22 protein-coding genes are annotated in these 26167 nt (G+C 47.7%); 9 read left to right on the forward strand and 13 right to left on the reverse strand.

The features are described 5' to 3' along the window. Nucleotides 1–19: 19 nt before the first annotated feature. Together GJR95_RS18330 and GJR95_RS18335 are read right to left on the reverse strand one after the other, a co-directional pair. Nucleotides 20–244, reverse strand: a complete 225-nt coding sequence (locus GJR95_RS18330) for a FeoA family protein (protein WP_162387242.1) — start codon at nt 242–244, stop codon at nt 20–22. A gap of 105 nt (nt 245–349) precedes the next feature. Next, the gene (locus GJR95_RS18335) at nt 350–1114 is read right to left on the reverse strand and encodes a sulfite exporter TauE/SafE family protein (protein ID WP_162387243.1); all 765 of its coding nucleotides are present in this window, start codon (nt 1112–1114) and stop codon (nt 350–352) included. A 400-nt stretch (nt 1115–1514) separates the two neighbouring features. Here GJR95_RS18335 and GJR95_RS18340 point away from each other — a divergent pair, with 400 nt between their 5' ends. The 9 genes from GJR95_RS18340 (at nt 1515) to GJR95_RS18380 (ending at nt 8459) form a co-directional block, all read left to right on the forward strand. Further along, entirely contained in the window at nt 1515–2189 is a 675-nt protein-coding gene (locus GJR95_RS18340; RefSeq protein ID WP_162387244.1) for a heme exporter protein CcmB, read from the forward strand. Nucleotides 2190–2255: 66 nt separating this feature from the next. Then, entirely contained in the window at nt 2256–2915 is a 660-nt protein-coding gene (gene ccsA / locus GJR95_RS18345; protein WP_162387245.1) for a cytochrome c biogenesis protein CcsA, read from the forward strand. Between the two features lie 71 nt (nt 2916–2986). After that, nucleotides 2987–3250 (forward strand): CcmD family protein, encoded by a 264-nt coding sequence (locus GJR95_RS18350; protein WP_162387246.1) that lies wholly within the window; start codon nt 2987–2989, stop codon nt 3248–3250. Nucleotides 3251–3292: 42 nt separating this feature from the next. After that, complete coding sequence (locus GJR95_RS18355; protein WP_162387247.1) at nt 3293–3733, forward strand: cytochrome c maturation protein CcmE domain-containing protein; 441 nt, start codon at nt 3293–3295, stop codon at nt 3731–3733. Continuing rightward, nucleotides 3730–3927: a hypothetical protein gene (locus GJR95_RS18360; RefSeq protein ID WP_162387248.1), complete on the forward strand. Its 198-nt coding sequence runs from the start codon at nt 3730–3732 to the stop codon at nt 3925–3927. Before GJR95_RS18355 ends, GJR95_RS18360 begins: the two co-directional genes overlap by 4 nt. Continuing rightward, complete coding sequence (locus GJR95_RS42175; RefSeq protein ID WP_232541236.1) at nt 3927–4094, forward strand: hypothetical protein; 168 nt, start codon at nt 3927–3929, stop codon at nt 4092–4094. Before GJR95_RS18360 ends, GJR95_RS42175 begins: the two co-directional genes overlap by 1 nt. Nucleotides 4095–4179: 85 nt before the next feature. Continuing rightward, nucleotides 4180–6858: a cytochrome c biogenesis protein CcsA gene (gene ccsA, locus GJR95_RS18370; protein WP_162387249.1), complete on the forward strand. Its 2679-nt coding sequence runs from the start codon at nt 4180–4182 to the stop codon at nt 6856–6858. Continuing rightward, nucleotides 6859–7092, forward strand: coding sequence for a hypothetical protein (locus GJR95_RS18375; protein ID WP_394369996.1), 234 nt, complete (start codon nt 6859–6861; stop codon nt 7090–7092). 77 nt (nt 7093–7169) lie between these two features. Continuing rightward, nucleotides 7170–8459: a hemolysin family protein gene (locus tag GJR95_RS18380; RefSeq protein WP_162387250.1), complete on the forward strand. Its 1290-nt coding sequence runs from the start codon at nt 7170–7172 to the stop codon at nt 8457–8459. A gap of 39 nt (nt 8460–8498) precedes the next feature. Here the strand turns inward: GJR95_RS18380 and GJR95_RS18385 are convergent, their stop codons facing one another. The 11 genes from GJR95_RS18385 to GJR95_RS18435 form a co-directional block, all read right to left on the reverse strand. Continuing rightward, nucleotides 8499–10406: a PAS domain-containing protein gene (locus tag GJR95_RS18385; protein WP_162387251.1), complete on the reverse strand. Its 1908-nt coding sequence runs from the start codon at nt 10404–10406 to the stop codon at nt 8499–8501. 606 nt (nt 10407–11012) lie between these two features. Continuing rightward, entirely contained in the window at nt 11013–12095 is a 1083-nt protein-coding gene (gene leuB / locus GJR95_RS18390) for a 3-isopropylmalate dehydrogenase (protein WP_162387252.1), read from the reverse strand. A 127-nt stretch (nt 12096–12222) separates the two neighbouring features. Then, nucleotides 12223–14139, reverse strand: a complete 1917-nt coding sequence (locus tag GJR95_RS18395; protein WP_162387253.1) for an aldolase/citrate lyase/malate synthase family protein — start codon at nt 14137–14139, stop codon at nt 12223–12225. A gap of 59 nt (nt 14140–14198) precedes the next feature. Further along, nucleotides 14199–15470: an MFS transporter gene (locus GJR95_RS18400; protein WP_162387254.1), complete on the reverse strand. Its 1272-nt coding sequence runs from the start codon at nt 15468–15470 to the stop codon at nt 14199–14201. Between the two features lie 28 nt (nt 15471–15498). Further along, nucleotides 15499–16977 (reverse strand): NAD-dependent succinate-semialdehyde dehydrogenase, encoded by a 1479-nt coding sequence (locus GJR95_RS18405; protein WP_262889801.1) that lies wholly within the window; start codon nt 16975–16977, stop codon nt 15499–15501. After that, entirely contained in the window at nt 16977–18104 is a 1128-nt protein-coding gene (locus tag GJR95_RS18410; protein WP_162387255.1) for a zinc-dependent alcohol dehydrogenase family protein, read from the reverse strand. The genes GJR95_RS18405 and GJR95_RS18410 overlap by 1 nt, the downstream gene beginning before the upstream one ends. Nucleotides 18105–18160: 56 nt before the next feature. Further along, complete coding sequence (locus GJR95_RS18415; protein ID WP_162387256.1) at nt 18161–19102, reverse strand: D-2-hydroxyacid dehydrogenase; 942 nt, start codon at nt 19100–19102, stop codon at nt 18161–18163. Between the two features lie 26 nt (nt 19103–19128). Further along, nucleotides 19129–19746, reverse strand: coding sequence for a YhcH/YjgK/YiaL family protein (locus GJR95_RS18420; RefSeq protein WP_162387257.1), 618 nt, complete (start codon nt 19744–19746; stop codon nt 19129–19131). 208 nt (nt 19747–19954) lie between these two features. Then, the gene (locus tag GJR95_RS18425) at nt 19955–21118 is read right to left on the reverse strand and encodes a YncE family protein (RefSeq protein ID WP_162387258.1); all 1164 of its coding nucleotides are present in this window, start codon (nt 21116–21118) and stop codon (nt 19955–19957) included. Between the two features lie 60 nt (nt 21119–21178). Further along, a complete protein-coding gene (locus GJR95_RS18430; RefSeq protein ID WP_162387259.1) occupies nt 21179–22618 on the reverse strand; it encodes a RagB/SusD family nutrient uptake outer membrane protein in 1440 nt (479 codons plus the stop codon). Nucleotides 22619–22638: 20 nt separating this feature from the next. Next, nucleotides 22639–26157, reverse strand: coding sequence for a SusC/RagA family TonB-linked outer membrane protein (locus GJR95_RS18435; protein ID WP_162387260.1), 3519 nt, complete (start codon nt 26155–26157; stop codon nt 22639–22641). Nucleotides 26158–26167 lie beyond the last annotated feature (10 nt).

A 26167-nucleotide genomic window follows, 5' to 3' on the forward strand; every position in this document is an offset into this window, starting at 1 on the left:
CCAACCCGCAAACCATAAACTAGTCAACAAAAATGGTAGCGGCTTCGGATTTGCGCATGGCCAGACAATAGCCCGACACATTCAAACAGATCGGATCACCCAGTGGAGCCTTGCCACTCAAACATATTTCAGCCCCTGGCAAACAGCCCATTTCGAGCAATTTGAGCGACATTAACTGGTTATCAAACGATTGAATGGTGGCTCGTTCGCCAATTTTCAAATCAGCAACACTACGTTTGCTCATGGTGTCGGTGGCTAATCCCCTTTATTTAGATTCAGTTTAATTAACGCAAGATTACAACGTAAAGTTTTTGAATCCAAGGGCAGGAACAAAGAAATGTTTTTTCCGTCAATCGAACAAATCCCAGCCAAATCGTACGATTGTGGCCGTAATGATCAGCAGGAAAAACACGCGGATAAATTGATTCCCTTTCAGAATAGCCAAACGTGCACCCAGAAAAGCGCCAGACAAATTGGCTACAGCCATCGGAAATGCAACGGCATAGAGAATTTTACCTTCGCTCATAAAAAACAGGGTGCTGGCCAAATTTGTAGAGGCATTGACTAATTTAGCATGGGCACTGGCTTTGAGAAAATCGAAGCCGATAAGGGCGATAAATCCCAATACCAGAAAACTACCGGTTCCTGGACCAAAAAAGCCATCGTAGAAGCCAATGCCTGCACCCATTCCCCACATACGCAGGCGCTGCTGCCGGGCAGAAACTTGCTGACTCACCACCTGACCAAACTCTTTTTTCGTGAGCGTGTATAGAAACACGGCAATAAGAATAGCCAGCGCAAACGGTTTCATGAAACTATTGGGCACTCGGGTTAATGTCCAGGAACCCAACCATGATGCGCCAAATGCAATTACCATCATAGGGCCAATAAATTTGCCAATAACGGCTACCCGTCGGCTATACTGAAAGGCCCCCATCAGACTACCACACAAGGAGGGTATTTTCGTCGAGCCAATCAGGGTTGGAACCGGGTATTGAGGTAGTGAAAAAAGAATTGCCGGCGTCTGAATCAAACCACCGCCACCAATGATCGCATCCACAAAGCCGGCAAGAAATGAGAACCCACAGAGGGTTAAAATCGTCGAATAATCCATTACTAGTAATCAACCTTACAGTAGATTGGCTTTAAGGAAAGCCAACAAGAAAACGGCCCTGCCAGGGAGCGAAACGGAAGCCAGGGGATTGCGACCCATTTCCTGTTCAGGGTAACAGACAAAAACAGAGTGGCCAGGATCACCACAAAGGAATACAGTAGCACACACCATATAAAAAGTAGATTAGATAAAGGCTCAGGTTTCGTTTACTATACATTGTACAACTGTACTTCGGTTAACCAGCTGACCTACAAGTACCCGAATCGGGCTTCGGATTGTATGAAACGCTTCAGGAGTGGGTTTATAATCCATTTGGTTGCGGAAAGAATATCAGAACGCAAAACTATTTCTTTTCCGCATCAGCATTGCACCGTAAATTTGCAGAATTAAAGGAACCAGCATGGCAGAATCAGTACGACAGTTGAGTGCGTTAATGCAGAAAGAGTTTCTGCTGGAGTGGCGGCAACGCTACGCACTCAATGGGATGCTGCTTTACATTGTTGGGGCCGTGTTTGTCTGTTACCTGAGCTTCAACGCACGACGGGGCCAATTGACGCCTATTGTCTGGAACACATTGTTTTGGATTATTCTGTTGTTTACCGCCATTAATGCCATTGCCAAAAGCTTTGTTCAGGAGCGTGCCGGGCGGCAATTGTATTATTATATACTGGCCAGTCCGCAACAGATTATCATCTCAAAGATTCTGTACAATACGGCTTTAATGCTTGTACTGGCGCTGTTAGGCTTTAGCGTTTATGCGTTTGTATTAGGCAATCCGGTTAATGATGTGCCGCTGTATCTGTTAACACTTGTGCTGGGAGCCATCGGGTTTGCGGCTTCGCTGACGCTGGTTTCCGGTATTGCCAGTAAGGCCGAAAATCCGGCAACACTCATGGCTGTGCTGAGTTTCCCGATTATATTGCCCTTGCTCCTGATGCTCCTGAAGATCTCGAAAAATGCGCTCGATGGTCTTGATCGCAGCACAAGCTGGGACGAAATTGGAACGGTGCTCGCCATTGATGCCATTGTACTGACATTGTCATGGCTTCTGTTTCCGTTCTTATGGCGGAGTTAGCGTAATGCGGACAGGTGGTCTGTTTATTAAATGAAAAACTGCGGGTAGACTGTCCGCATAGCAAGTATGACAAAGAACTGGTGGAAAATTCTTGCGGTCGTCATTATGACGTACGTAATTATTTGGGGACTGGTTGGGCCGGTGCCCCGGCAACCAATTTTGAACGAGAGTATCCGAAACGTGTCGTTTCACGTACCGCTCTGGTTTGCCATGATTATTCTGTTGATTGCGTCGGTCGTTTACTCGATCCGCTATTTACGTAAAGGACGTTTGGATGACGATCTGGTTGCCGTTGAGTTTGCCAATACGGCCATTCTGTTCGGTCTGCTCGGCTGTTTGACAGGCTCGATCTGGGCCAATTTTACCTGGGGCGAACCCTGGCCTAACGATCCCAAACTAAACAGCGTTGCGGTTGGTATGCTCATGTACCTGGCTTATTTAATTCTGCGGGGGTCTTTTGACGATGAACAGCGACGGGCCCGTATTTCGGCAGTCTATAATATTTTTGCTTTTGCCGTTTTTATTCCATTAATATTTATCGTTCCGCGTCTAACCGACTCGCTTCATCCGGGCAATGGAGGCAACCCCGCTTTTGGAAAGTATGACATGGATAACAGCCTCAGGCTCGTTTTGTATCCGGCTGTCATAGGGCTTACCCTCATTGGCGTATGGGTTACCGAACTGCGCGTCAGGCTTCGGCGGATAAAAGTGGCCCTGGACGACTAATTCTGAGTTGCCAGGTCGGAATGATTCGCTTTATTTTTACGTTAATTTTTAGACATATTTTTCTTATTCAAATGCGACTGTCTTTTTTGACAAAAGCCCCACTGGCGGCCCTGCTCCTACTCAGCCAGAATCTCATGGCTCAACAGCCGGTTTCAGACGGTGTTGAGATGGCCGATAAGCTTCGGGCCGATGGTAAAATTTGGGTAGTGGTGGCGGTCATTGCGGCCGTATTTGCCGGTATTATTATTTACCTGATCCGATTAGACCTGCAACTTGGAAAGTTAGAAAAGGAAGTAAAAGAAAAAAAACGGAGTGAACAAGGGATAAAACTCTAGTTTTTGATTTTGTCTTTCGCTCATTTACTAATTTTTTGTTTCATGAAACTCTCTCATATTTTCGGAATCGTTGTCATTGCCCTCGCCATTGGAATCATCGTTGCAACTGCGGGTGATGCCAGTTCCTACGTGACCTTCAAACAAGCCGCCGAACTTGCCCAGGACGGTGATGAAAAAATGATTCACGTTGTCGGCAAGGTTCAGAAAGACGGACAGGGCCGGGTGGTCGATATGCTTTATAATCCGCAAATTGACCCGAATCACTTTGAGTTTACACTGGTCGATAATGATAACCGGGCTCAGAAGGTTGTTTACAATAGCCCTAAACCACAGGATTTCGAGCGTTCGGAGCAGATCGTGGTGATCGGTGCCATGCAGGGCGATCATTTCCAGTGCAATAAAATTCTGCTGAAGTGCCCGTCGAAATACCAGGAAAACAAGCTGGAAACGACCGAACACGAAGCCAAAACAGCAAAATTATGAGCGTACAGGAGATAGAAAAGGCTATCGAAAATCTTCCCGTCAGGGAGGTACATGAATTAGCAGACTGGTTAGCCGAACGACAAAATCAGTTATGGGACACACAAATTGAAGAAGATGCTAAGGCTGGTCGCCTGGATGCACTTATAAATAGCGCAAAAGACCAGAATCGTCAGGGGTTAACTCGTCCGTTGTGATGTATAAGTCAACTCCGGATTTCTGGGATTGTTACTATGCATTACCGGAAGCTATTCAGAAATTAGCAGACAAAAACTATACGCTGTTTAAAACAAATCCACTTCATCCGTCTCTGCATTTTAAAGAAGTTCAGAAAGGGGTATGGTCGGTTCGAGTCGGTATATGATACCGCGCTTTAGCTGCTGAAGATGGCAGGATTTACTTTGGTTTTGGATCGGTTCTCATGCCGAATACAACAGGATAATCAGTCAATGATACATACTACAGTCGGGCAACTCGGCCACTTTTTCGTCATTCTGTCATTCGTAACAGCACTGGTAGCGACAGTCGCTTATTTCCTCTCGTCGCTCGGACGACGGGCCAGCGTCAGTGTACAAACCATATCGGTTGAGGAGCCGCAACTCGCTTATGCCGGCGAGTCTACATTCGGGGGCAAAAAGGCAAAACGAAAAGTACCTGTCCAATCGACACAAGCCGCTCCGCCCCAAAAAGACGACTGGAAAACGCTGGCTCGGTGGGCATTCTATATCCATGGACTCGCCGTATTTGGCGTCGGAGCCAGCCTGTACTATATCATTTACAACCATTACTTCGAATACCACTACGCCTGGAGCCACTCGTCGCTGGCGTTACCGGTGCAATACATGATATCCTGCTTCTGGGAAGGCCAGGAAGGATCGTTCCTCCTGTGGTTGTTCTGGGATGCTGTACTCGGAGCGATTGTGATCAGCACCAGCCGAGGGGCGTCCGCAAAGCAGTGGGAAGCGCCCATGATGACTGTTTTTGCGCTGGTGCAGGCGTTTCTGGCATCCATGATTCTGGGCGTTGTTTTTGGCGACACATTTAAGCTTGGTTCCTCTCCGTTCCTGCTGCTGGCCGAGGCTATGCCCGATGCACCAATCTTTACGGCCGATCCAACCTTTGTGCCCAAAGATGGCAATGGCCTGAACCCACTCCTTCAGAACTACTGGATGGTTATTCATCCACCAACGCTCTTTCTGGGCTTTGCCCTGACACTGGTTCCGTTTGCCTATTGCATTGCCGGTTTATGGAGAAATCAACCACTCGAATGGATTCGCCCCGCGCTACCCTGGACCTTATTTGGTGCCATGATCCTCGGCGTCGGCATTATGATGGGCGGCTACTGGGCGTACGAAACCCTTAATTTTGGTGGGTACTGGAACTGGGACCCCGTCGAAAATGCAGTTTTCGTTCCCTGGCTTGTTATGGTTGCTTCGCTGCATACAATGTTGATAGCCAAACGAAGTTCAACTGGATTGAAAACGGCAATTATTCTGACAATTACCACGTTCCTGCTGATTCTGTATTCTACCTTCCTTACCCGAAGCGGAATTCTGGGTAATGCTTCCGTACACTCTTTTACCGATCTGGGTTTGTCGGGCCAATTACTGGTTTATCTGCTGGCATTCGTTATTCTAGCTGTGTTACTGGCCGCCCGTAAGTGGAAATACATTCCAAGCGATGAAAAGGAAGCGTCTGTTTATACCAAAGAATTCTGGCTGTTCATTGGCGCTACGGTGCTGTGTTTATCAGCCTTTCAGATTATAGCAACGACATCCATTCCGGTTTATAACAAGATTCTGGAAAGCTTCGGCAAAATATCCAATCTTGCCCTGCCTGCCGACCAGATTGCTCACTACAACAAATTCCAGGTCTGGTTTTTCGTCGTGATCGCCCTGCTGACCGGCGTTGGTCAGTTTATGTGGTGGCGAAAATTGGACAACAAAAAGTGGGATGCGCTCATCACACCGGGCATTATAACGCTGCTCATTAGCGCGGGGCTGATTGCCTTTGGTTCAATCAAGAATCCCGTTTACATGGCTTTACTGGTTTCGGCTGTGTTTGCGCTCGTCGCCAATGGAACGATTCTGTTGGGTGTTATCCGGGGGAATTACCGTTTTTCGGGGGGGGCTATTGCCCACATAGGCATGGCATTGATGCTGATTGGTATTCTGTATTCGGCCGGTTTCTCGAAAGTTATTTCGATCAATACGAGCGGGTTGCTGATCTCGAAGCAGGATGAGTTCACCAAAAACGATAACAAGGAAAACAAGGAAAATACGCTGCTGTGGCTGAATCAGCCGGAGCGAATGGGCCAATATCAACTCACCTATCGCGGTCAGCGTATTGAAGCCCGCGATGTGCCAGGGTATATTCCCCGTAAAGATGTCATGGTGATCGAAGGTGATTTCCGGGGCATTGCTCAGCGAGACATTGAGCAGGACGGTAAAATTTACCACAAAAAAGGAGATACGCTCGCGCTGTATCCGGAGAACACCTACTACGAAGTTGAATACCGCGAACCCAGTGGTAAAGTGTTTAGCCTTTTCCCGCGTGCCCAGGTAAACGAGCGAATGGGATTACTGGCCTCTCCCGATACGCGCCACAAGGCTGATCGCGACATTTATACCTACGTTAACTCGGTACCCGATCCGAGTGCCGAAAATAAATGGGAGAAGACCGAAACGTATAGCGTTGCCATCAAAGACACGTTTTTTCTCAATGATTACGTAGCCATTCTGGATGACGTTGTCCGGACCAACCAGGTGGAAGGTATGGACATCGGTCCGAACGACGCGGCTGTACGGGCACGGGTTCGCGTTTTGAGTAAAACAGGGGAGCAGACCTTAAATCCGGCGTTCGTGATCAAAAACCGCATGGTCGCCCATCCGGCCGAAATGAGTGATGAACTGGGGGTTCGGATTCAGTTGAATGAGATCGACCCACGGACGGGTAAGTTTACTTTCGCCGTGAACCGGACGCAGCGTGACTACATCGTGATGAAAGCCTTTGAAAAGCCACTGATCAACATACTCTGGATCGGCACGCTGATTGTCGTGATGGGCTTCCTGATTTCTATCGTCCGCCGGTATCGTGAATATAGAAAGATGCAGGATAAGCTGATTTAGATGAAACTGAAACTTTCTGAAATATTGCTGCTTTCGGCGGGTGCCGGATTCCTGATTCTTTGGATTGCTGAATACCAGCGAACAACCTTTGCCGAAAGTTATTGGTTATTGATGTTATGCCTTGGCTTTCTGCTGGCGTTTCAATACATCAAAAACAAACGGATTGAGCGCGAAAAGACTGTTTCGCCAACCATTAAGCAAATGGTAGAAAATCGGAAGAAGAAAAAGAAATAGCTTTGCGTTTACGGTATTCGGGCAATGGTCGTTTTACCCCGAATGCCCTAAACCGAATCCTGTAAAACCAAAACTGTTTGGAACCCTACGCTTTACTCTTTGGTGCTTTACTTGCTCTGGTGCTGGCTGGCTTTTTCTCGGCTGTCGAAATGGCCTATGTATCGGTCAACCGTTTATATTTTGAGCTCCACAGTAAACAGGGTCCGTTAGGAGAGAAACTGGTGTCTGGTTTCCTCAAGAATCCGATTCTATTTGTTGGAACCACGTTAACCGGCAATACGCTCTTTCTGGTTCTCTACGCCGTGTTGGGTGTTACGGCATTGAATCCGCTGCTAATGGCCATTTTGCCCGCATCCTGGGCAGAACATCAGTCTGTTTTCATTACCATTGAGACACTGATTCTAACGATCATCTTCCTGCCACTGGCCGACTATTTACCCAAAAGTTTGGCGTTAATTCATCCCGATCGATTTCTGGAAGCACTGGCCGTGCCGCTTTGGGTCATTTACAAAGCGATTGCTCCACTCGTGCGTGTGCTTGTCGGAACGGCCCGGTTCCTGATCCGCTATATGCTGGGGAAACGAAACCCGGAAATTCGGCCCGTGTTCGGCCTGACAGACCTCAACCATTACCTTCAGCAGCTGAATCAGAAATCGGATACCGAAGAAGAGCTTGAAATCGACACGCAGATTTTTAACAATGCCATTGAATTCCGCGACGTTCGTGTCCGTGATTGCCTTGTTCCACGAACCGAGATTACGGCCATTGAGGCCGATGATACCGTTGAGGAACTTCGGCAGGCCTTTCAGGATAGTGGTCACTCGAAGATTATTGTTTACCGGGATACCATCGACGATGTCGTTGGCTATTGTCATGCGTTGGCCCTGTTCCGAAAACCCGCTACGGTAGAGGAAATCATAACGCCAATCATTACCGTTCCAGAAACCATGCCTGCCCAGGATCTGCTACTCCGCTTTTTGTCGGAACGCAAAAGCCTGGCGCTCGTCGTCGATGAATTCGGTGGCACGGCAGGTATTGTCAGTGTAGAGGATATGGTTGAGCAAATCTTTGGGGAGATTCAGGACGAATATGATACCAACGAAGACTGGACCGAACAGCAGATCGACGACCATACCTGGCTATTGAGTGCCCGTCATGAAATCGACGACCTCAACGAAACCTACGGCTGGTCTATTCCTGAAGGAGGCTATGATACACTCGGTGGTCTTATTTTAGAGACGAACGAAGATCTTCCCCAGGTCGGCGACGTGATCGAATTAGCCCCGTTTTCCTTTACCATCGTTTCAATGGACGGCACCCGGATCGACACGGTGAAAGTCCGGCTGAATCCGAATTACAAAGAGTAACTCTGCTTTTCCTCTGACTGATCTTGACTAAATGCTGGTTCAGACGGGCAAATACACATCGAAAGCTGCCCCTTTGCCCAGATGGCCATAAGCGGTTATCGCGCCCCGATGATTTTCGACCACTCGCCGGCAAATGGCCAGCCCAACTCCGGTTCCGTCGTATTGCTGCCGGTTATGGAGTCGCTGAAATACCTGAAAAATCTGTTCCGCATATTTATCCTCGAAACCAATACCGTTGTCGGTTATTCTGACTTTGTAATAGGTTTGCGTTGAATTCAACTCAGCAGGTGCTGCTTCTCCAGAGACTGACTCACACGAAACATCAATAACGAGTGTCTCTCCCATTACTCTGAATTTGATTGCATTTGCGATTAAATTACTGAACAACAGGCGCATCTGGGTAAAATCACCCCGAACGGCTGGTAAGGGGCCAATGGTCAGAATAGCGCCTGCTTCCTGCAATTCTAACTCATATTCCGAACGCACCTCCGCAAATAACTGATCCAGTAAAACTGTCTGAAAAGGAGCCCGATGCGTACTAATTCGTGAGTAAGCCAGTACGTCCTTAATCAGTGAAGACATCCGTTCGGCCGCAGACTGCATCCGGGAAACAATGTCTTGCCCATACTCCGTCAGTTGATCCGAAAACTGATTATGCAGGATGTCGCCAAAAGCCATGATTTTACGCAACGGCTCCTGTAGATCATGATTGGCAACATAAGCAAACTGCCGCAGGTTGTCGTTCGCCGTCTGTAAGTCACGGTTTGTCTGCTCCAGTTGCTGCTGATGCGTTTTACTTTCCGTGATATTGACCAGCGTCAGCACAATTCCATCGTCCCACTTAACAACAGAAAGTTCATACCACCCCTCCAATTGATCGTAGTTGTATTCCTGCTCAAAACAGGTAGGCTCCCCTGTTTCAATGACCTGAACATAGCGATCAAACAAGCCCGTTTCTATAACGTGCGGAAAGTAGCCAAGCATCGTACGGCCAATCACTTCTTCATCCGTTCGGCCAGGGTTATGGCGGTTCGCTTCATTCTGGGCGACATAGCGAAAATCCACGATTTTGCCCGTTGTTTCATCCCGCACGGCACTGAAAGCGATGATTGCGTTCGATGATCCATCCAATACAGACCGCAACAGGTCGGCCTGTTGCTGATTTGCCAGCTCAGCACGCTTGAGCGCCGTAACGTCTACAAACGTGGCAATGACACCATCGCCAAACGGTCGGATACGGATATTATACCAGCCATTATAGTCACCAACAGGCAGGTTAACTCCATTTATTCTGGCCGGTTCATTCGTTTCGGCTACGCGGATATGCCAGTCCAGAACGCCGTTTGTTCGGGCACCCGGCCAGGCCAGACTATATAATTCACCGATCAGGCTTTCTTTTGACCGCTGCGTAATCCGCTCAGCATCTGCATTAAGATGTGTAAATCGAAAGTCGATGACCTTGTTAGCCTCATCCCGAACGGACTGCATGACTGCTATTCCCGTTTGTGTATTGTCTAAAATAGCCTGTAGAAGCTCCGTTTCATGCTTCTGGGCGAACTCTGCTTTTTTGCGATCATTAATATCGGTCCAGGAAGCCAGCACACAGTCCTCAAAGCGAGCCAGCGATTGGGCCACCCAGCTATCGGCAGCAGCAAAGTGATGCTCGATGTGCATAGGCAGGCCCGATTCAATCACTTGCTTATAGTTATCAAAAATACCCCCACAATTTCCAGCTGGATCAAGAGTAAGCATCGAATGGGTTAGCAATTGTTCCTGCGTGAATCCGCTCAAAACAGCGGCTCGTTCATTACAGCGGAGTACGCGAAAATCGCTTATTTGATCAATCTCATTCCGAATAGCCTGACAAAGTAAAATACCATTGAGCGAATTCTGAAAGACGCTCTCCAGCAACGGATTGGGCGGATGAAGGTGTAAATCATGGGTCATTTTTTAAGGAAGGTAAAGCGTAGGTACGGAACTGTGTTTTTACAGCTAAACATCGGCAAAGGCAGCAAACTATCAATTAATTGCTTGTCTGGCAAGTCATTGACCACAGATTTATGTTTTTTCAGATTAGTAGACAAATTTAAACGAATACTGGTCAGCCGGTAAAGTTCCGTCAATATGAAATTAGCCCGGTATTCACTACGATTAGGCTTTTTTGATTAAGAATTTTGCTGACGTTGCCAGGTATCGACATGAATATTTGTCTATTAGTTATTCGCTTTTTCGGTAGCCTTATTTGAGATGAAATAGGGGTGTAGATCACTGGCTAAAGGAAAGTTGACCATTGAGATTTGTTCTCCTTTAATATGGATTTATAGTTATTCTTTAAGGATTCTAGCGGTATTCAATAGTACTGACAGCTTCCGGAAAAACGGGCTGCTTTTGTCCTGAGGGCGCTCAGACGATTAACTGAAACCTAGCAATTGGAAACGGCCTAAAAGCGCCAGACTCGCTTTTAGGCCGATAAAATTCATTTCTGACATCGTTTTTTTTGCAAAAAACGATGTTTTATACTGCTCACAGGCTAGCAAAAGTTTATGCTATATACTAAAGTTCGTCTAGAGTAGTCAGTACAAGTTTACCGATCGCTTCCGTCCCCAGAATTTTATCAGCAGCAGTCTGACTATCAGCAATGTCCCGGGTTCGATAACCCGCTTTTAATAGATTATCTACAGCCTTAATAACCAGTTCTGATTCTTCTTTCATGCCAAACGAAATATCCAGTAACAAGGCGACAGACAGTATAGATGCAATCGGGTTAGCGACACCTTTACCCGTAATATCATGCGCTGATCCGTGAATTGGTTCGTACACACCTGTGCCATCACCAATGGACGCAGAAGCCAGCATACCCATCGAACCCGCGATTTGCGATGCTTCATCCGTCAGAATATCACCAAATAAATTGGCCGTAACAATCACATCAAACCGGCGGGGGTCTTTAATTAGCAGCATAGCCGTTGCATCGGCATACTGATGCTCGACTTCTATGTCTGGATAGTCTAACGACATTTTTTGAACGACTTCACGCCATAAACGACCGGTTTCCATAACGTTGGCTTTATCGGCAGAACAAAGCTTTTTTCGGCGGGTGCGGGCCGCATCAAACGCTTTCCGGGCAATACGTTCTACTTCGTATCGGCTGTATTCGGCCATATCGAACGCAGTGTCTCCGTTATTTTTGCGCCCTTTTTCACCAAAATACACATCCCCGGTAAGTTCTCTGAAAAATAAGATATCGGCCCCTTTCAGCACTTCAGGTTTAATGCTGGAAGCACCTAATAGCTCGTCAAATAGTTTTATGGGCCGCAAATTTGCATAGAGTCCCAGCTCTTTCCGCATTCTAAACAACCCTTGTTCAGGGCGCATTTGAGCAGTAGGATCATTATCGTATTTAGGGTGACCAACAGCGCCAAATAATACGGCATCCGAATTCCGCATGGTTTCCAGGGCTTCATCGGTCAGTGGGCTACCCGTTGCCTCGATCGATACGTGGCCGATCAACACTTCGTCGTAGGTAAACTCGTGCCCGAATTTAGCGGCAATTTTCTCGACTACTTTTTTGCCAACTGCTGTTACTTCCTGTCCGATCCCATCGCCGGGAGCAATTACTATATGTTTTTGGGCCATTGTCTTTGTTAATCAATAAAATAGGACACAATACGGTAGCCCTTCCCGCTCTAACAGGTTTAACTCATAACCTGCTAGAGCGGGAAAATCACTACTGATCAAGGCGTGGTGTTATTGGTTTACTTTCTTATAAAGCTGAAACATCAGCCCGTTTTTCGTAGCCAACAAAATCAAGATTTTCGGTGATGCGGGTACCCTCCTGGGCTAATGTAGTCATGTATAAATCGATCCGGCTCTTCGCTGTATCCAGATCCGAATTGTTGAGGTTGATATTCAGCAAATCAATAAACCAGGGTGGTTTTACCTCGCTCAGGATGTACACATCCGCTATTTCGCGGGCAATGGGCAGCGTGGTACTCTTCGATGATTCATACACATCTTTCGTATCGGCTTTCAGCAGTTTATCGTACTCCTGGTCCAGCAATTTTATATATAGAGCCTCCGAAAAAACAGTTCCAGCGCTGGTGTCCGTTTCCGAATCTGCCTCGGTAATAATTGCTCCTTTATGAACCCATTCCCAGAGAATACTCAAGCGGATTTCGCCGGTAGCCATATCCTCCATGAGATAGAGAATATCATCATTGCCAAAGAAATCGGCCGGTTTCAGCGCAGCAGCCTGCATTCCCTGTCCGAAGGCATTTCCATATTGCAGGGCAACGCTCAACAGGTTACGCGCACCCCGAATATCGGTTGGTGCCGGTTCGATCAGAATTAGCCCATCGGCGTCCTGCTGGGTGTAGGAAAGTCGTGGAAACTCCCGTCCTAACTGATTAGCGTCACCCACTTTCTCCCAAACAGGCCGTACAATATGCACCATTTTCCAGTGGGCTACCCATTTTCCGCTGGCTCCCTCCCGTTGCTCACGCTCGGCACCGGCGACGGCTTTTTTCATACTGGCCGACACCCCTTCTTCAGAACCCACGGGTATGTTCGGTTCCATTCCACCCTGCCACAGTGCAAAATTGCCATTGATATCCGGCGTATTGACGGTGCGCCGGACGCGATCTTCGTAGTTACGCATGTAGCCATACGTCATGGTAATGGCTTCAATATTGGGATTGACAAAGTCTGTATCCCAGGCCATTGCATCAGAAACGCTGTTGATGTAGTCCCATCGGCCGGTATTATAGCCCACGAAATGTTTGCCAAGAGCCGCCCGAATTTCCATCAACTGGTGGGTTGCTTCGAGTTGTTCGACGAGCACATACACTTTAATCGTACCCGCTTCCAGACCAAGATGGTCCTCAAGTGCATCAAGCAGGCTACCCCAAACCCCAGCCTCTTCGGCCGTCTGAATTTTGGGCAGGTACAACACAATGGACGACCCGTTTTTTTGCAGTTCTTTATAGTTGTTCACGACATAAAGGGTCGGATCAACAATGGAAGCTGCCATGGCCACTCCATCGGCATCCCGAATATGCCGGTCGTCGAGGTGAAGGCCGCGCGCCCGAAAGATCTTAGTCGTGAAGTTGAGCTGCGATTCCCAGTCCGTGACAATATCACGACCTAAAAACGACTTCGACCAGCGGTTCATTTCTTCGGCCACCTTCGCGGCTACTTTCAGAAATACCGGATCTTTATGAATGGCCAGCTTGAGGTTCCGCTGATTATCGAGCGACATGGTCGAAATCTGCCCCAGGGCATCCTCGCCATCAAACATCCAGCCATCAGCCCCGGAAAGCAACGCATAGGCTACGTTTCGAATGCTACTTTCGACGGGTGTATCGGGTTTTGCCGCTGGGCCTGTACCCTGAATCCATTGCCGCTGCAAATCGGCAGGAATAACAGAGCCTTCAAATTTCCCCTCGCGCGCATCCTGAACCTTTATGTCTGTTCCGGGGATTGTGCTTTCCGGGTCCAGAAAAGTAATCCTTGTTTTATTTTGCTGACGTGCAGCCCGGCGCTGCATCCGGGTAGCCATGACCTCTTTAATACGTTTGTTAAAGTGGGCCAATGCAGACAGAGCCGAAAGTGCTTCGGGGGTATAAACGTCAGGATAAGCCTCTTTCAGGTTGTCGCGGATTATAAAATCGTTGTAGCTCATTCTATCTGAATTAGAAAGTACGCAAAATATGATTAATGGTTAAAAATGAACAAGTAGGACTATTCTTCCAGGAAGTTCAAATCCTTGCCAAATGTCTCCTCCATCTTCCAGAGGCCAAGAAACGCAATTGTAATCGTTATGAAGCCTAAAAGTCCTGCTCCTGACACCAAACCGAGGTGTTCCTTGAACAGCAGGAATAAAGGCGTCATGATATTTATGCTCCCTCTAACAAAATTTGGGACCGTTGTTGCGACCGTTGCCCGTAGGTTCGTACCAAATTGTTCAGCCGCAATCGTGACGAATAAAGCCCAGTAGCCAACCCCAAAACCAAGGCAGGAGCATACCGCATAGAACATAACTTCCGAATGCAACGGTACAAACAAATACACAGTTATCAGCACTGCGGTCAGGACCAGAAAGAGAAACAAAATCTTTTTCCGGCTGCCAACGTACTGGCTTAGAATGCCACTGGACAAATCGCCGATGGCTAAACCAATGTATTCCCACATGACTGCTTTACCCGCTACTATGGGCACATCGACGTTCAACGCTTTTCCAAATTCTGGCGAGAACGTCATCAGGATTCCAGCAACGAACCAGACGGGTAAGCCAATAAGAATGCAACGGAGGTATTTAAAAAACTGTTTTTGTGACGAAAATAAGTGAAGGAAATTACCGCGGGAAACCGATTGCTCCTTCACTTTCGTGAAAATACCGGATTCAAAAACGCTGACCCGCATAACCAGTAACAACAAACCAAGCCCCCCTCCGATGAAATAAGCATTCCGCCAGGCAAATTGTTCGGCAATAAAATAAGCCAATACGGCCCCTAAAAGCCCCACAGACGCCACCAATGACGTGCCATATCCCCGAATTTCTTTGGGTAACACCTCAGCTACCAACGTAATACCGGCCCCTAGCTCGCCCGCCAGGCCAATGCCAGCCACCAGCCGAAGTATGGCATATTGATCGACCGACGTAACAAATCCATTGGCAATATTGGCCAGCGAGTAAATTAAAATTGATCCGAACAATACAGAGAGTCGCCCCCGTTTATCGCCCAAAATCCCCCACAGAATACCCCCGATGAGCAGTCCGCCCATTTGCATGTTGATCAGATAAATCCCTTTCGTTAGCATGTCTGCATCCGAAACGCCCAAGTCTTTAAGGCTCTGGACCCGGACAATGCTAAATAAAAGCAGGTCGTATATATCAACGAAATAGCCCAGGGCGGCAACGATTACCGGAATCTGAAATAACAGGCGTAAGGTCGACGGCTTGGGGATCATTTTTACTTTTTGCGGATTGTCTTCGTAGATGGGCTCAATCATGGTGATTTTCTCGTTTGAACGCGTTTGATTAGTTGATACCCCCAAAGCACAGATACTTGATCTCCATGAAGTAATCCATGCCATATTTGGAGCCTTCACGACCTACACCAGACTCTTTGATACCCCCAAACGGAGCCACTTCTGTTGAGATCATTCCTTCATTGATGCCCACCATGCCATAATCCAAAGCCTCGGCAACCCGCCAGCAACGCGCAATGTCTTTGCTATAGAAATAAGCGGCCAGACCATATGGCGTATCATTAGCCAACTGGACCACTTCCTGCTCGGAAGTAAATCGGGCAATTGGCGCTACCGGCCCAAAGACTTCTTCGCGGGCAATGATCATATTGGGGGTTATGTCGGTCAGTACGGTCGGCTGGAAAAATAACCCATCCATTTCGTTGCCGCCCACAATGACTTTGGCTCCTTTCGAGAGCGCATCTTCCAGATGGTGTTTTACTTTGTTTAAGCCTTTTTCGTTGATCAACGGTCCCATTTGGGCGTCCGTATCCAGGCCATTCCCTACGCGAAGCGCAGCAACCGCCTTGGAAAGTTTCCCAACAAATTCGTCGTAAACTGCATCGTGCACATAGAGCCGATTGACGCATACGCAGGTCTGGCCATTGTTCCGGAATTTGGACGCCATTGCCCCGACTACCGCGGCATCGATGTCGGCATCGTCGAAAACAATAAACGGGGCATTACCGCCCAACTCAAGCGATATTTTCTTCAGATTCGACGCGCACTGGCTCATCAAAAGCTTGCCAATGGCGGTAGACCCCGTAAATGACAACTTACGTACGTTCCGATTTTCGCATAGTTCCTGACCGACTTCCGCATTTTTGGACGTCGTAACGGTGTTGTAAACGCCCGGTGGGAAACCGGCCTTTTCGGCCAGATACGAAATGGCAAGCGCGGTAAGGGGGGTTTCGGACGGTGGTTTTACAACCACAGGACTACCGGCTGCCAGCGCCGGGCCCACTTTCCGGGTAATCATGGCCAGTGGAAAATTCCAGGGCGTAATGGCCGCGACCACACCAATAGACTGCTTGATGACAACCAGGCGCTTGTCTTTCGTATTGGCCGGGATAACGTCCCCGTATGTACGTTTCGCTTCTTCGGCAAACCACTCGATGAATGAGGCCCCATAATCGACCTCGCCCCGGCTTTCGGCTAATACCTTTCCGCACTCCATCGTCATCAGCCTTGCCAGTTCGTCTTTATTCTCCAGAATCAGGGCGAACCATTTTTTTAGCAAGTTCGACCGTTCTCTGGCCGTCAGATCCCGATAAGCAGGCCAGGCGGCATGCGCTGCGTCGATAGCCGCCCGTACATCAGCACTACCCATGTCGGTTACGGTGGCCAATACCGAACCAGTTGCGGGATTGATCACATCAAAGGTTTCTCCGCTGGCGGCCTGGACCCACATTCCGTTTACGTACGACTGGGTTCTAATCAGCGAATTGGTTTCCATTAGGCCGGGCGATGGGCTGGTTGAGTTCATCATTAGAAAGTGATTATCTGGCGAATTGCGTCACCTTTTGCCAGGCGTTCAAACCCTTCATTTACATCATCTAAGCCTAACTTATGCGTCATCAGTTTGTCGACTGGAAGACGGCCGGACTGGTACAGCGCGATATAGGCGGGAATATCCCGAACGGGAACACAACTACCTATGTATGAACCCTGTAATGTTCGTTCATCGGCCACCAGTTTCGTTGGCGAGAACTGCATCATTTTGCTGGGGTGTGGTAATCCAGCCGTAACGGTTTTACCACCCCGGCCCGTAGCATTATAGGTAAATTCCAGCGCCTGAACGACACCCGCAAACTCAAAACCGACATCTACCCCACCACGTGTAAGGTCTTTCACCTGCTCTACAGCCTCCGGCTGCGACGAGTCTATCGCTTCATGGGCGCCTAGCTCAAGCGCTTTAGCAAGCTTTTCTTTATTGACATCGGCGACAATAACCTTGCTGGCTCCACCGGCAAGCGCCCCTAATAAGGCAGCAAAGCCAACACCACCCAATCCGGTAATCAGCACGGTTTGGCCAAGCGTTAATTTAGCCGTATTGATCACGGCACCTACACCGGTCATGATGGCGCAACCAAACAGGGCGGCAATATCAAACGGCAGCGTAGGATCTATTTTTACGACCGATTTCCGGGATACGACCGTGTATTCGGCAAAGCCAGACACACCCATATGATGGTGAATGGGCTGTTGCTGCTGGTCCTGAAGGCGGAAGCCCCCCCCTAATAATTCGCCCTTGTTGTTGGCGATAAGCCCATTCTCACACAGGGCCGGTCGTCCGGTCATGCAGGGCATGCAATGGTTGCAGATCGGCAAAAAGGAGAATACGACATGATCGCCAACGGCAATATCGTGTATATCCGGTCCCAGCTCCACAACCTCACCAGCGGCTTCGTGCCCCAGTACCATCGGCATCTGGCGCGGTCGATTGCCATCAATTACCGATAAATCGGAATGGCAAAGCCCGGCTGCTTTAATTTTTATGAGAAGTTCACCACTCCGGGGCGACTCTAATTCTACCTCTTCGATCGTCAGCGGATTGCTGCTCGTATAGGGACGTTCTTTCCCCATTTCATGTAAAACGGCTGCTCTTATCTTCATAGTAGGGTTATCGATTCACGTTATGCCTTCCTTCCTAAGCATAGGAGGGCAAACCATTACTTACCATCAGTCAAAAACTCCTCGATGTTGCGTCCAACTTTCTCCATCAACATGGTTCGGGCTTCTATACTCGCCCAGGTAACGTGTGGGCTTAGCGCCAGTCTGGCTTTATTTTTTACGTGCAACAGCGGATTGGCTGGCGAAATAGGTTCCTGGGTAAATACGTCAATGCCTGCCCCGGCCAGTAATTCTTCGTCCAGTGCCCGCGCTAAATCAGCTTCATTGACAATACCTCCCCGGCCAACATTGATCAGAATGGCCGTTTTTTTCAAACGCTTTAGCCGATCATAATTAATCAGATTCGCTGTGTTCTCATTGAGTGGTGCATGAATAGACACCACATCTGAGGTGGTTAAGAATTCCTCCAGGTCAAGGCGCTGGTAAGGCTGTTGGGTATTTTGACCAGAAGTTGAATAGTAGACGACTTCGGCCCCAAACGCATCGGCGACTTTGGCGACCTGTCGGCCAATGGCACCCAGACCGATAATGCCAAATCGTTTGCCGTTCAACTCCCAGAATCCGTTGCCAAAATGAGTGAATATATCGGTCTTCGAGTACGATCCATCCTTTACATACTGATCGAAATAAGGAATATTGACCAGTAGGTGAAACAACAGCGCGAAGGTGCCCTGCGTAACACTCTGTGTCGAATAATCCGAGGCATTTTTTACTGGAATGCCTCGTTTTTCGGCAGCCACTTTATCAACATTATTTGTGCCGGTCGCAACCACACAAATCAATTTCAATGCACTGGCCTGCTCAATGATAGCACGATCTAAAACGACTTTATTGACTAGTACGATATCGGCATTTTCGATCCGCTCCTGGGTCTGGTCGGGTCGCGTCGTCTGATAATACGTGACCTCGCCATACTTCTCCAACAACCCAAGGTTTGGAATGTCGCCCATCGTTTTAACATCCAGAAAGACTAATTTCATGGGTATAACTAACTTAAGAGGATATTCTAGAGTGCATTTTTCACCTTGACTACGACCTTCTTCACGCCATCGTAGCCGTCAATTTTATTACTCGGATTATGTGCTTCTTTCGTGGTCACGATAAAGAAATTTCCGGGCTCTGCTACATAAAAATTTCCGTTATCAATTGTATAAAAACCAATGTCTTTCGTTGCGCTGTATTCTTGATTAACCGTTGCGTTCGCTACCGGCATTACGCCAATTTTTTCTTTCCCTTTAACCACAAAATGAATGTCATTGTAGGTATGATGGGCTTCCCATTTTAATGGAGAGATTTCTCTCGGTGGTCCTTCACTGATCGTAGCATAGACATTCTCATCGTCGATTGGGTATTTACCGGCTCTTAGTCTGGTAAAATCAGTATCTCTCAGAAAAGCGAAGGCTTTGTCCCAGGCGGCTTTATTGGCGTGATATTGCTTTGCAAACTCCAGTTTATTAACAACCTGATAGGGTGTTGCTTTTAAGCCATTTAACCAGACCTGACTATCGTACCACTTAGCCGCCTTTTCTTCGGTCCATGCCCCATCAGACTGAGCGTTCGATACAGAAGCAACCAGCATTAATGCCATCAGCATATAAAAAACCGTGGTGTGTATTTTTCTCATAGAATGAGTTTGTAAACGTATGTTTAGCTAATTCCAGTAAGGGCCAGACATTCAGTCAAAAGACAAGCCAAACCCTATTCGGCAAGAAAGTGCTTACCGAACAATGTTGTCGATAAATTGCAGGAGTTCAAGAAAAAGCTTTCCCTGCATCACGACTGGAATTCTGGTACGATGCAGGGAAAGCTCATTGAAGTTTATTGGTCGGGGCTTAATTTTTGGCCACTTTTTTCACCTGGCCAAGGCCAAATTGATCACCGGCCGCCACTGCCTTGCCCCCATTAAAATGGATCTCGACCATTTTCTCACTCTGAACATCATTGTAGTCCTGATCTTCGAGCGTGGTAACAATTTTGCGGGTCTTTACGTCAATGACATCGCCGGTTGATGGATAGGCGTATTTGCCATCCACACTAAAGGTGATCCAGCCTGGCATATCTCTGACCAGAATCGATGTTTTCTGAACGGGCGGCATGACCGTATTGTCAAATACATGCACCCGGTTGTTGGCACCATCACACAACCAGATTTCTTTTTCATCGGGGGTCATACCAATGCCGTGGCTTGGGCAGCTATGACGCTTTACTTCGCCAATATTGAATCCTTCCACAACGACACGATGCAGAAATTTCCCGGTAACGAGATCGCCGATTTCGAAGCCAAGCAGACCGTTCACATTCACGTATACGAGCGTTTGTGAACCGTTGATCGTGAACGGGCGAATGTCGGCAGCAAACGGACCAACCTGTTTGGTCACCGTATGGGTTTTGGTATCGGCCACGTTCAGCATTGTCGATTTAAGACCCGCCAGATAAACGTAATTGCCATCGGGTCCATAAATGGTATTGTGAGCTCCCGAATTGGTTACGATCTTTTTGATAAGATCACCTGTTTTAGCATCCAGTACGTTCCAGAACTCTTTTTCTAAAGAAGGCGCATAGATAATCTTGCCATCGGGTGAGATCGATATCCGGTCTACACCACCTTCATATTCTTTCTCCCACAACACTTTTTCGGTCGTGATGTCGACGCATTGGATCGCTTCCAGGGTGCTGATATAAATGCAATTGGTCGATAGGCTCACATCGACACCCTTCACATTGGATGGCTTACCCTTTTTGTTGAGCCCTCCGGTTTTAATGAATTTTACAAACTTGTGGTTATTGTCGATATCGAAGACCTGAATACCATGACCGCCATAGCCAAGGTAGTTCCGAATACCCGGCGTAACCACATACAAATAGCGCTGTACTTTAGGAGCGGGTTTAGGAGCATGTACAGCAAGGTTATTTTTAGAAGTGGATATCCAGGCAGTTGCTGATAAGAGGAATACCCCGCTCATCAGGACAAGAAGCATATTTTTTTTCGACTTCATGAGTTTTACTTTTTGAGGTTAAAAATGGTTCTGGCACGTTTACTGAAAGTATGGAGCGGCTCAATCATACCCTGGATTCTGCGGGAAAATTGCGCGGTTATTGACCAATTGAATTTGAGCAAATGGTATAGGCCACAATGTATTGTGAGGCTTCATGCCATATTTCTGCATGACCGTATACGCTTGGCCGGTTCTTACTAAATCAAACCACCGATGCCCTTCAAAAGCCAGCTCCATACGGCGCTCCAGGGCGATTTTATCCCGCATTTCGGTCTGCGTTAACGCTGTGTATGGGTCAACACCGACGCGGGTACGTATCTGATTCAGCAAAGGTAGAGCCGTTGAGGTTTTCCCATTTTCATTCAGGGCTTCGGCATACATCAATAATACATCGGCATAGCGAATCACTTTCCAGTCGGCGGGGCTGTCGTTGGCAGTAGTTATGCGCGCAATGTATTTGCGGGTATAGGCCGACATGTTGTTGGAGGAAATAAGAATCGGAATAAACTTACCCGTCCCGTCGGTATAACCCTTTGATGCCGTGATATCTTTTCGTTTATCCTTGGCTTCAAACAAATCGAACAGCACCTGATGGGGCGTATTCTGATCATCGACAGAACCGGCAATGCCATAAAACGCAATCATCGATGTCACCTTGGGCGTAAAGCGGTTCGTGTATATACTACCTTCTCCGCCTAATCCCTGCTCATACTCGATATCGAATATGTATTCGCTGTGGTGCTCGTTTTTGCTATAATCCCATAAATCGGCCCAGTTAGGGAGCAAGGCATAGCCCATTGTGGTCACTTCCTGGAGTTTCGTTTCGGCCTTCGCAAAATCTTTACGGGTCAGGTATACTTTTCCCAGCAATGCTTTTGCAGCTCCTTTCGTAGCCCGGCCAACATCTGGCCCGGTATAACTGGCAGGTAGTTTGGCTTCCGCATCGAGAAGATCTTTGATGATGATCTCATCATAAATTTTATCCACTTTTTCGCGGGGTGTTTTGTAAGATTCGTCGATGCTAATAGACTTCGTCACAAAAGGTACATCACCAAATATTCTGACCAGGTCAAAATAGGCCAGCGCCCTTAGAAATTCAGCCTCGCCAGTGTGCCGGTTTTTGTTGGTAATGCTGGCATCGGCCGTACTGATCCGTTCCAGCAGGGCATTGGCACGCGTGATTGCTTTATAATAATTCCGCCAGGTATTGATGAGCAGTGCATCGTCATTAGCCAGCGTAAAATTGTCAACAGCCCCGGCTGTGCCCTTTACCAGTTCATCCCATACATCATCTCCGCGGATATCGCCAAAGTAATACATGTTCTGATACTGATCCTGGAAAATACCGTAGACGCCAATGACCGCATCCTGGTAGTCTTTATCAGTTTTATACAGAACGTCAACCGTTACTGTATCGACGGGAAGTATTTCGATAAACTGTTTGGAACACGACGTTATCAGCAGCGAGAAGACAGCGATTAAGGGTAGGATCTTTTTCATTCTAAGTAATTTTTAACTGGTTAAAAACCCAGATTGATGCCAAAAATGAGACTCTTCGCCGTTGGGTAATCATACCGCTCATTACCTGGGGTAAGCGGGCTCGAATTCATGCTAACATCCGGATTGAAGCCAATGTATTTCGTGAAAAGAAATGGGTTATTGGCCGTCACTGTCAACCGGATTGCGTTGAACGTAAGCTTTTTAGCTACGTTTTCGGGTAAGGCATACCCAAATGCGATGTTGTTGATCCGCAGGTAAGAGCCATCATCCAGCCAGCGCTGGCTATACGTTCCCCGGAAATTACCTGTGGGTACATCGTTAGGCCGGACTGAATAGCCGTTACCCGGATCAGATTCCGATTTCCAGTAATTGTTCATAATGGCATATTGCCGGAACCGGGCTCTGTCGTTGGCCGACTGTTCTCTGGATAAGGCAAGCACGCTGTTTCCCTGAACTCCCTGTAGGCTGACACTTAACGTAAAGTTTTTATACGAGAAATTATTGGTCATGCCGTAGTAGAAATCCGGATAAGGAGACCCCATCACCGTTCTGTCAAAGCTATTGATGATGCCATCAGGCTTTCCATTCGGACCACTAACATCCACAAACCGAACGTCACCCACCCGCGATGCATCACGACCACCGGGATTCCAGAGCGGGCCTTTATCCAGGTCAGCTTTCGTCTTGAATATGCCATCGGTCAACCACCCATAAAACATACCAACAGGCTGGCCAATCATGGTTATATTTCCGCCCGAAATAATGGGATCACCAGAAGGGCCTAGCTTCGTAACCTGGTTGCGATACATGGAGAAGTTCAGGCTCGTCTGCCACCGGAATTTTCCCTCTACGTTTACAGTGTTTACGGCAAATTCCCAGCCGGTATTTTTGACTTCACCGATGTTTTTTAAAGCCGTGTTGAACCCTGTAATATCCGGAACATTGACGTTTAAGAGCAGATCAGTGTTTCTGGAACGGAAGTGATCGATCGTTAAAGCAAGTCGGTTGTTTAAAAAACTGACATCGATACCTGCATTGATTTGCTCCTGTTTCTCCCAGGTCAATGCCGGGTTACCCAACCGACCGGCCGAAAAACCGCCCACGCCTGTATTGCCCAGTACGTACTTTTCGTAGTTTATCGTCGCTAACTGATCATAGTTGCCGATATTATTATTCCCCGTTTTACCATAGCTGGCTCTTAATTTCAGTTCATTCAGGAAGCGAAATTCCTTCATGAAATTTTCGTCAGAAACACGCCAGGCCAGGGCTAGAGAAGGGAATAAACCGAATTTATTATCCGACCCGAATCGGGAAGAGCCATCTGTCCGAATGGAGGCCGTTGCATAGTACTTACTGTTGTAGTTGTAGTTGATACGACCCAGGTAAGAAACCAGCGACCACTCCGCTACGTTGGATGATCCGCCCGTTAAGAGACCACTAACGGCACTCAGCGTCGGAACCAGATTATTCGGGTATCGATTACTGGTCAACGTATTGGATTCGAACGTTTCCCGTTGGGTTGTATAGCCAACCAGTCCGGTAAAGTTATGCTTGCCAACACTTTTCGAATAATTTACCGTCGTTTCCGTAATCCAGTTTAATCGCATGGACGCGTTATCGGTACCCGAAGCCAATTCATTCAAAAAAGCAGGCAATTGGGGTTTAAAATAGCTACCTTTTATGTTCATCAGGTTTATGCCCAACATGACATTCACCTTTAAATTGGGCATAATGGCATATTCGAGGAAGGTATTTCCCAAAAACCCAAATCCTTTCTGTCTTCCCTTAACTTCTTTGGCCAGCGCGAGCGGATTTTTACTGGTCACCACGGCATCCAATCCGTTACCAAATGGATAATAGCTCCCGTCCGGGTTAAATAACGATTGGTAAGTTGGGATTACGATGGCATTGTATAAAGGATTGTTTGTAATATCGCTATACGTTGTCAGGTCTTCTGCACCGGCTCCACCAACATTTGTTTTATCGGTATAGGATGGGTTGAAGTTTACTTTTAATGAAAGTTTCGGGGTCAGTCTGGCATCAATATTGGCCCGGAACGAATAGCGTTTGAAATTGCTGTTCAGAATGATCCCGTCCTGATTCAGGTACTCACCACTCAACGCATAGCGCATGTTGTCACTCCCACCAGTTGCACTTAATTGATATTGATGTTGGGGAGCTGTACGCAGTATGGCATCCAGCGGATCTTCGTTGGTCGTTATTTTGCCCGATAGCACATCGACAATCGTTTGCGGAACGGGGGCTTTCCAGGTCGTTGGATTTCCCGATACATCATTCCCTTCGTCAATATTTCGATTACGAACCCCATCCAGATAGTGTTGAGCTTCTTCAAGACCCGTCTGATAAACGGGCATTTTCGCTATTTTCTGAAGGCCAAACTGATAATTGAAATTGATGACGGCTTTGCCCGATTTTCCCCGTTTGGTATTAATGATTACGACCCCGTTCGAGCCGCGAGAGCCATAAATAGCGGTGGCCGAGGCATCTTTCAGCACATCTATGGTTTCAACATCGTTTGGATTTAAGGTTTGTATGCTTGAAATAGGAAACCCATCGACAACGTATAAAGGCCCGCCACCCGCCGAAATGCTGCCTACACCCCGAATTCTGATTTGCGGTGCCGCGCCTGGCTCACCCGAAACGGGTTTAACCTGCACCCCGGCAATTTTCCCCATAAGTGCCTGATCAACTCGCGGCACGGCCAGTTCCTGAATGGATTTACTGCCTACAGAAGCAATTGATCCGGTCAGATCTTTCTTTTCGATCGAACCATACCCGATCACGACGATCTCATCTAGTGTCTTATTGTCTGTTTTCAGGACGATATCCAGCGAAGTCCGATTACCGACTGTGACTTCCTGAGCCATATAGCCGACAAAACTAAAGATCAGGATGGCTGATGCATTCGGAACATCCAGTTTATAGCGTCCGTCTGCGTCTGAGGTCGTTCCTTTTTGCGCACCCTTCAACACGATACTCACTCCTGGCAACCCTTCGCCCTTATCATCTTTTACGGTTCCCTGAACGGTTATATCAGCCGTTTTCTCCTTGTCAACAGGTGTTTCAGAGCCACTATCCGACGACGACTGTCGGTTATCAGTCTCATTTTCAGGCTTGTTCAGCGCTTCAGGGGATATAGCCTGGACGGGTACACTGTTAACTTCCGGCTTTCCCACTGGCTCCCTTGCCACAACGACATAGCCCCCGTTTTTTACTTTTTTGTAGCGTAATCCCAGCGGCTTTAAGATAGTGCTCAGGTTTTTCTCAATGTTCGCATTGAAATTAACAGCATCTGCATCCACTGTCAGCCCCTCTACGTTCCGATCCAGAAACAGGATATCGATGGCATAATGATCCTGTAGTTTTTTCAGAACATCTTTCAGTTTCTTCGAGGAAGTTTTTATTACAGCCTCCTTCTGCTGGGGTGGTTGTGCTCTGGCCAGCGTTTGCGAAAATCCAGGGCGTACTCCTCCCAGCGCCACTCCAGCCAGGAGTAGCACGCGTACAATTTTCTTCATAGTTTGTAGT

Origin of the sequence: Spirosoma endbachense (assembly GCF_010233585.1) — a bacterium.
Lineage (GTDB): Bacteria > Bacteroidota > Bacteroidia > Cytophagales > Spirosomataceae > Spirosoma > Spirosoma endbachense.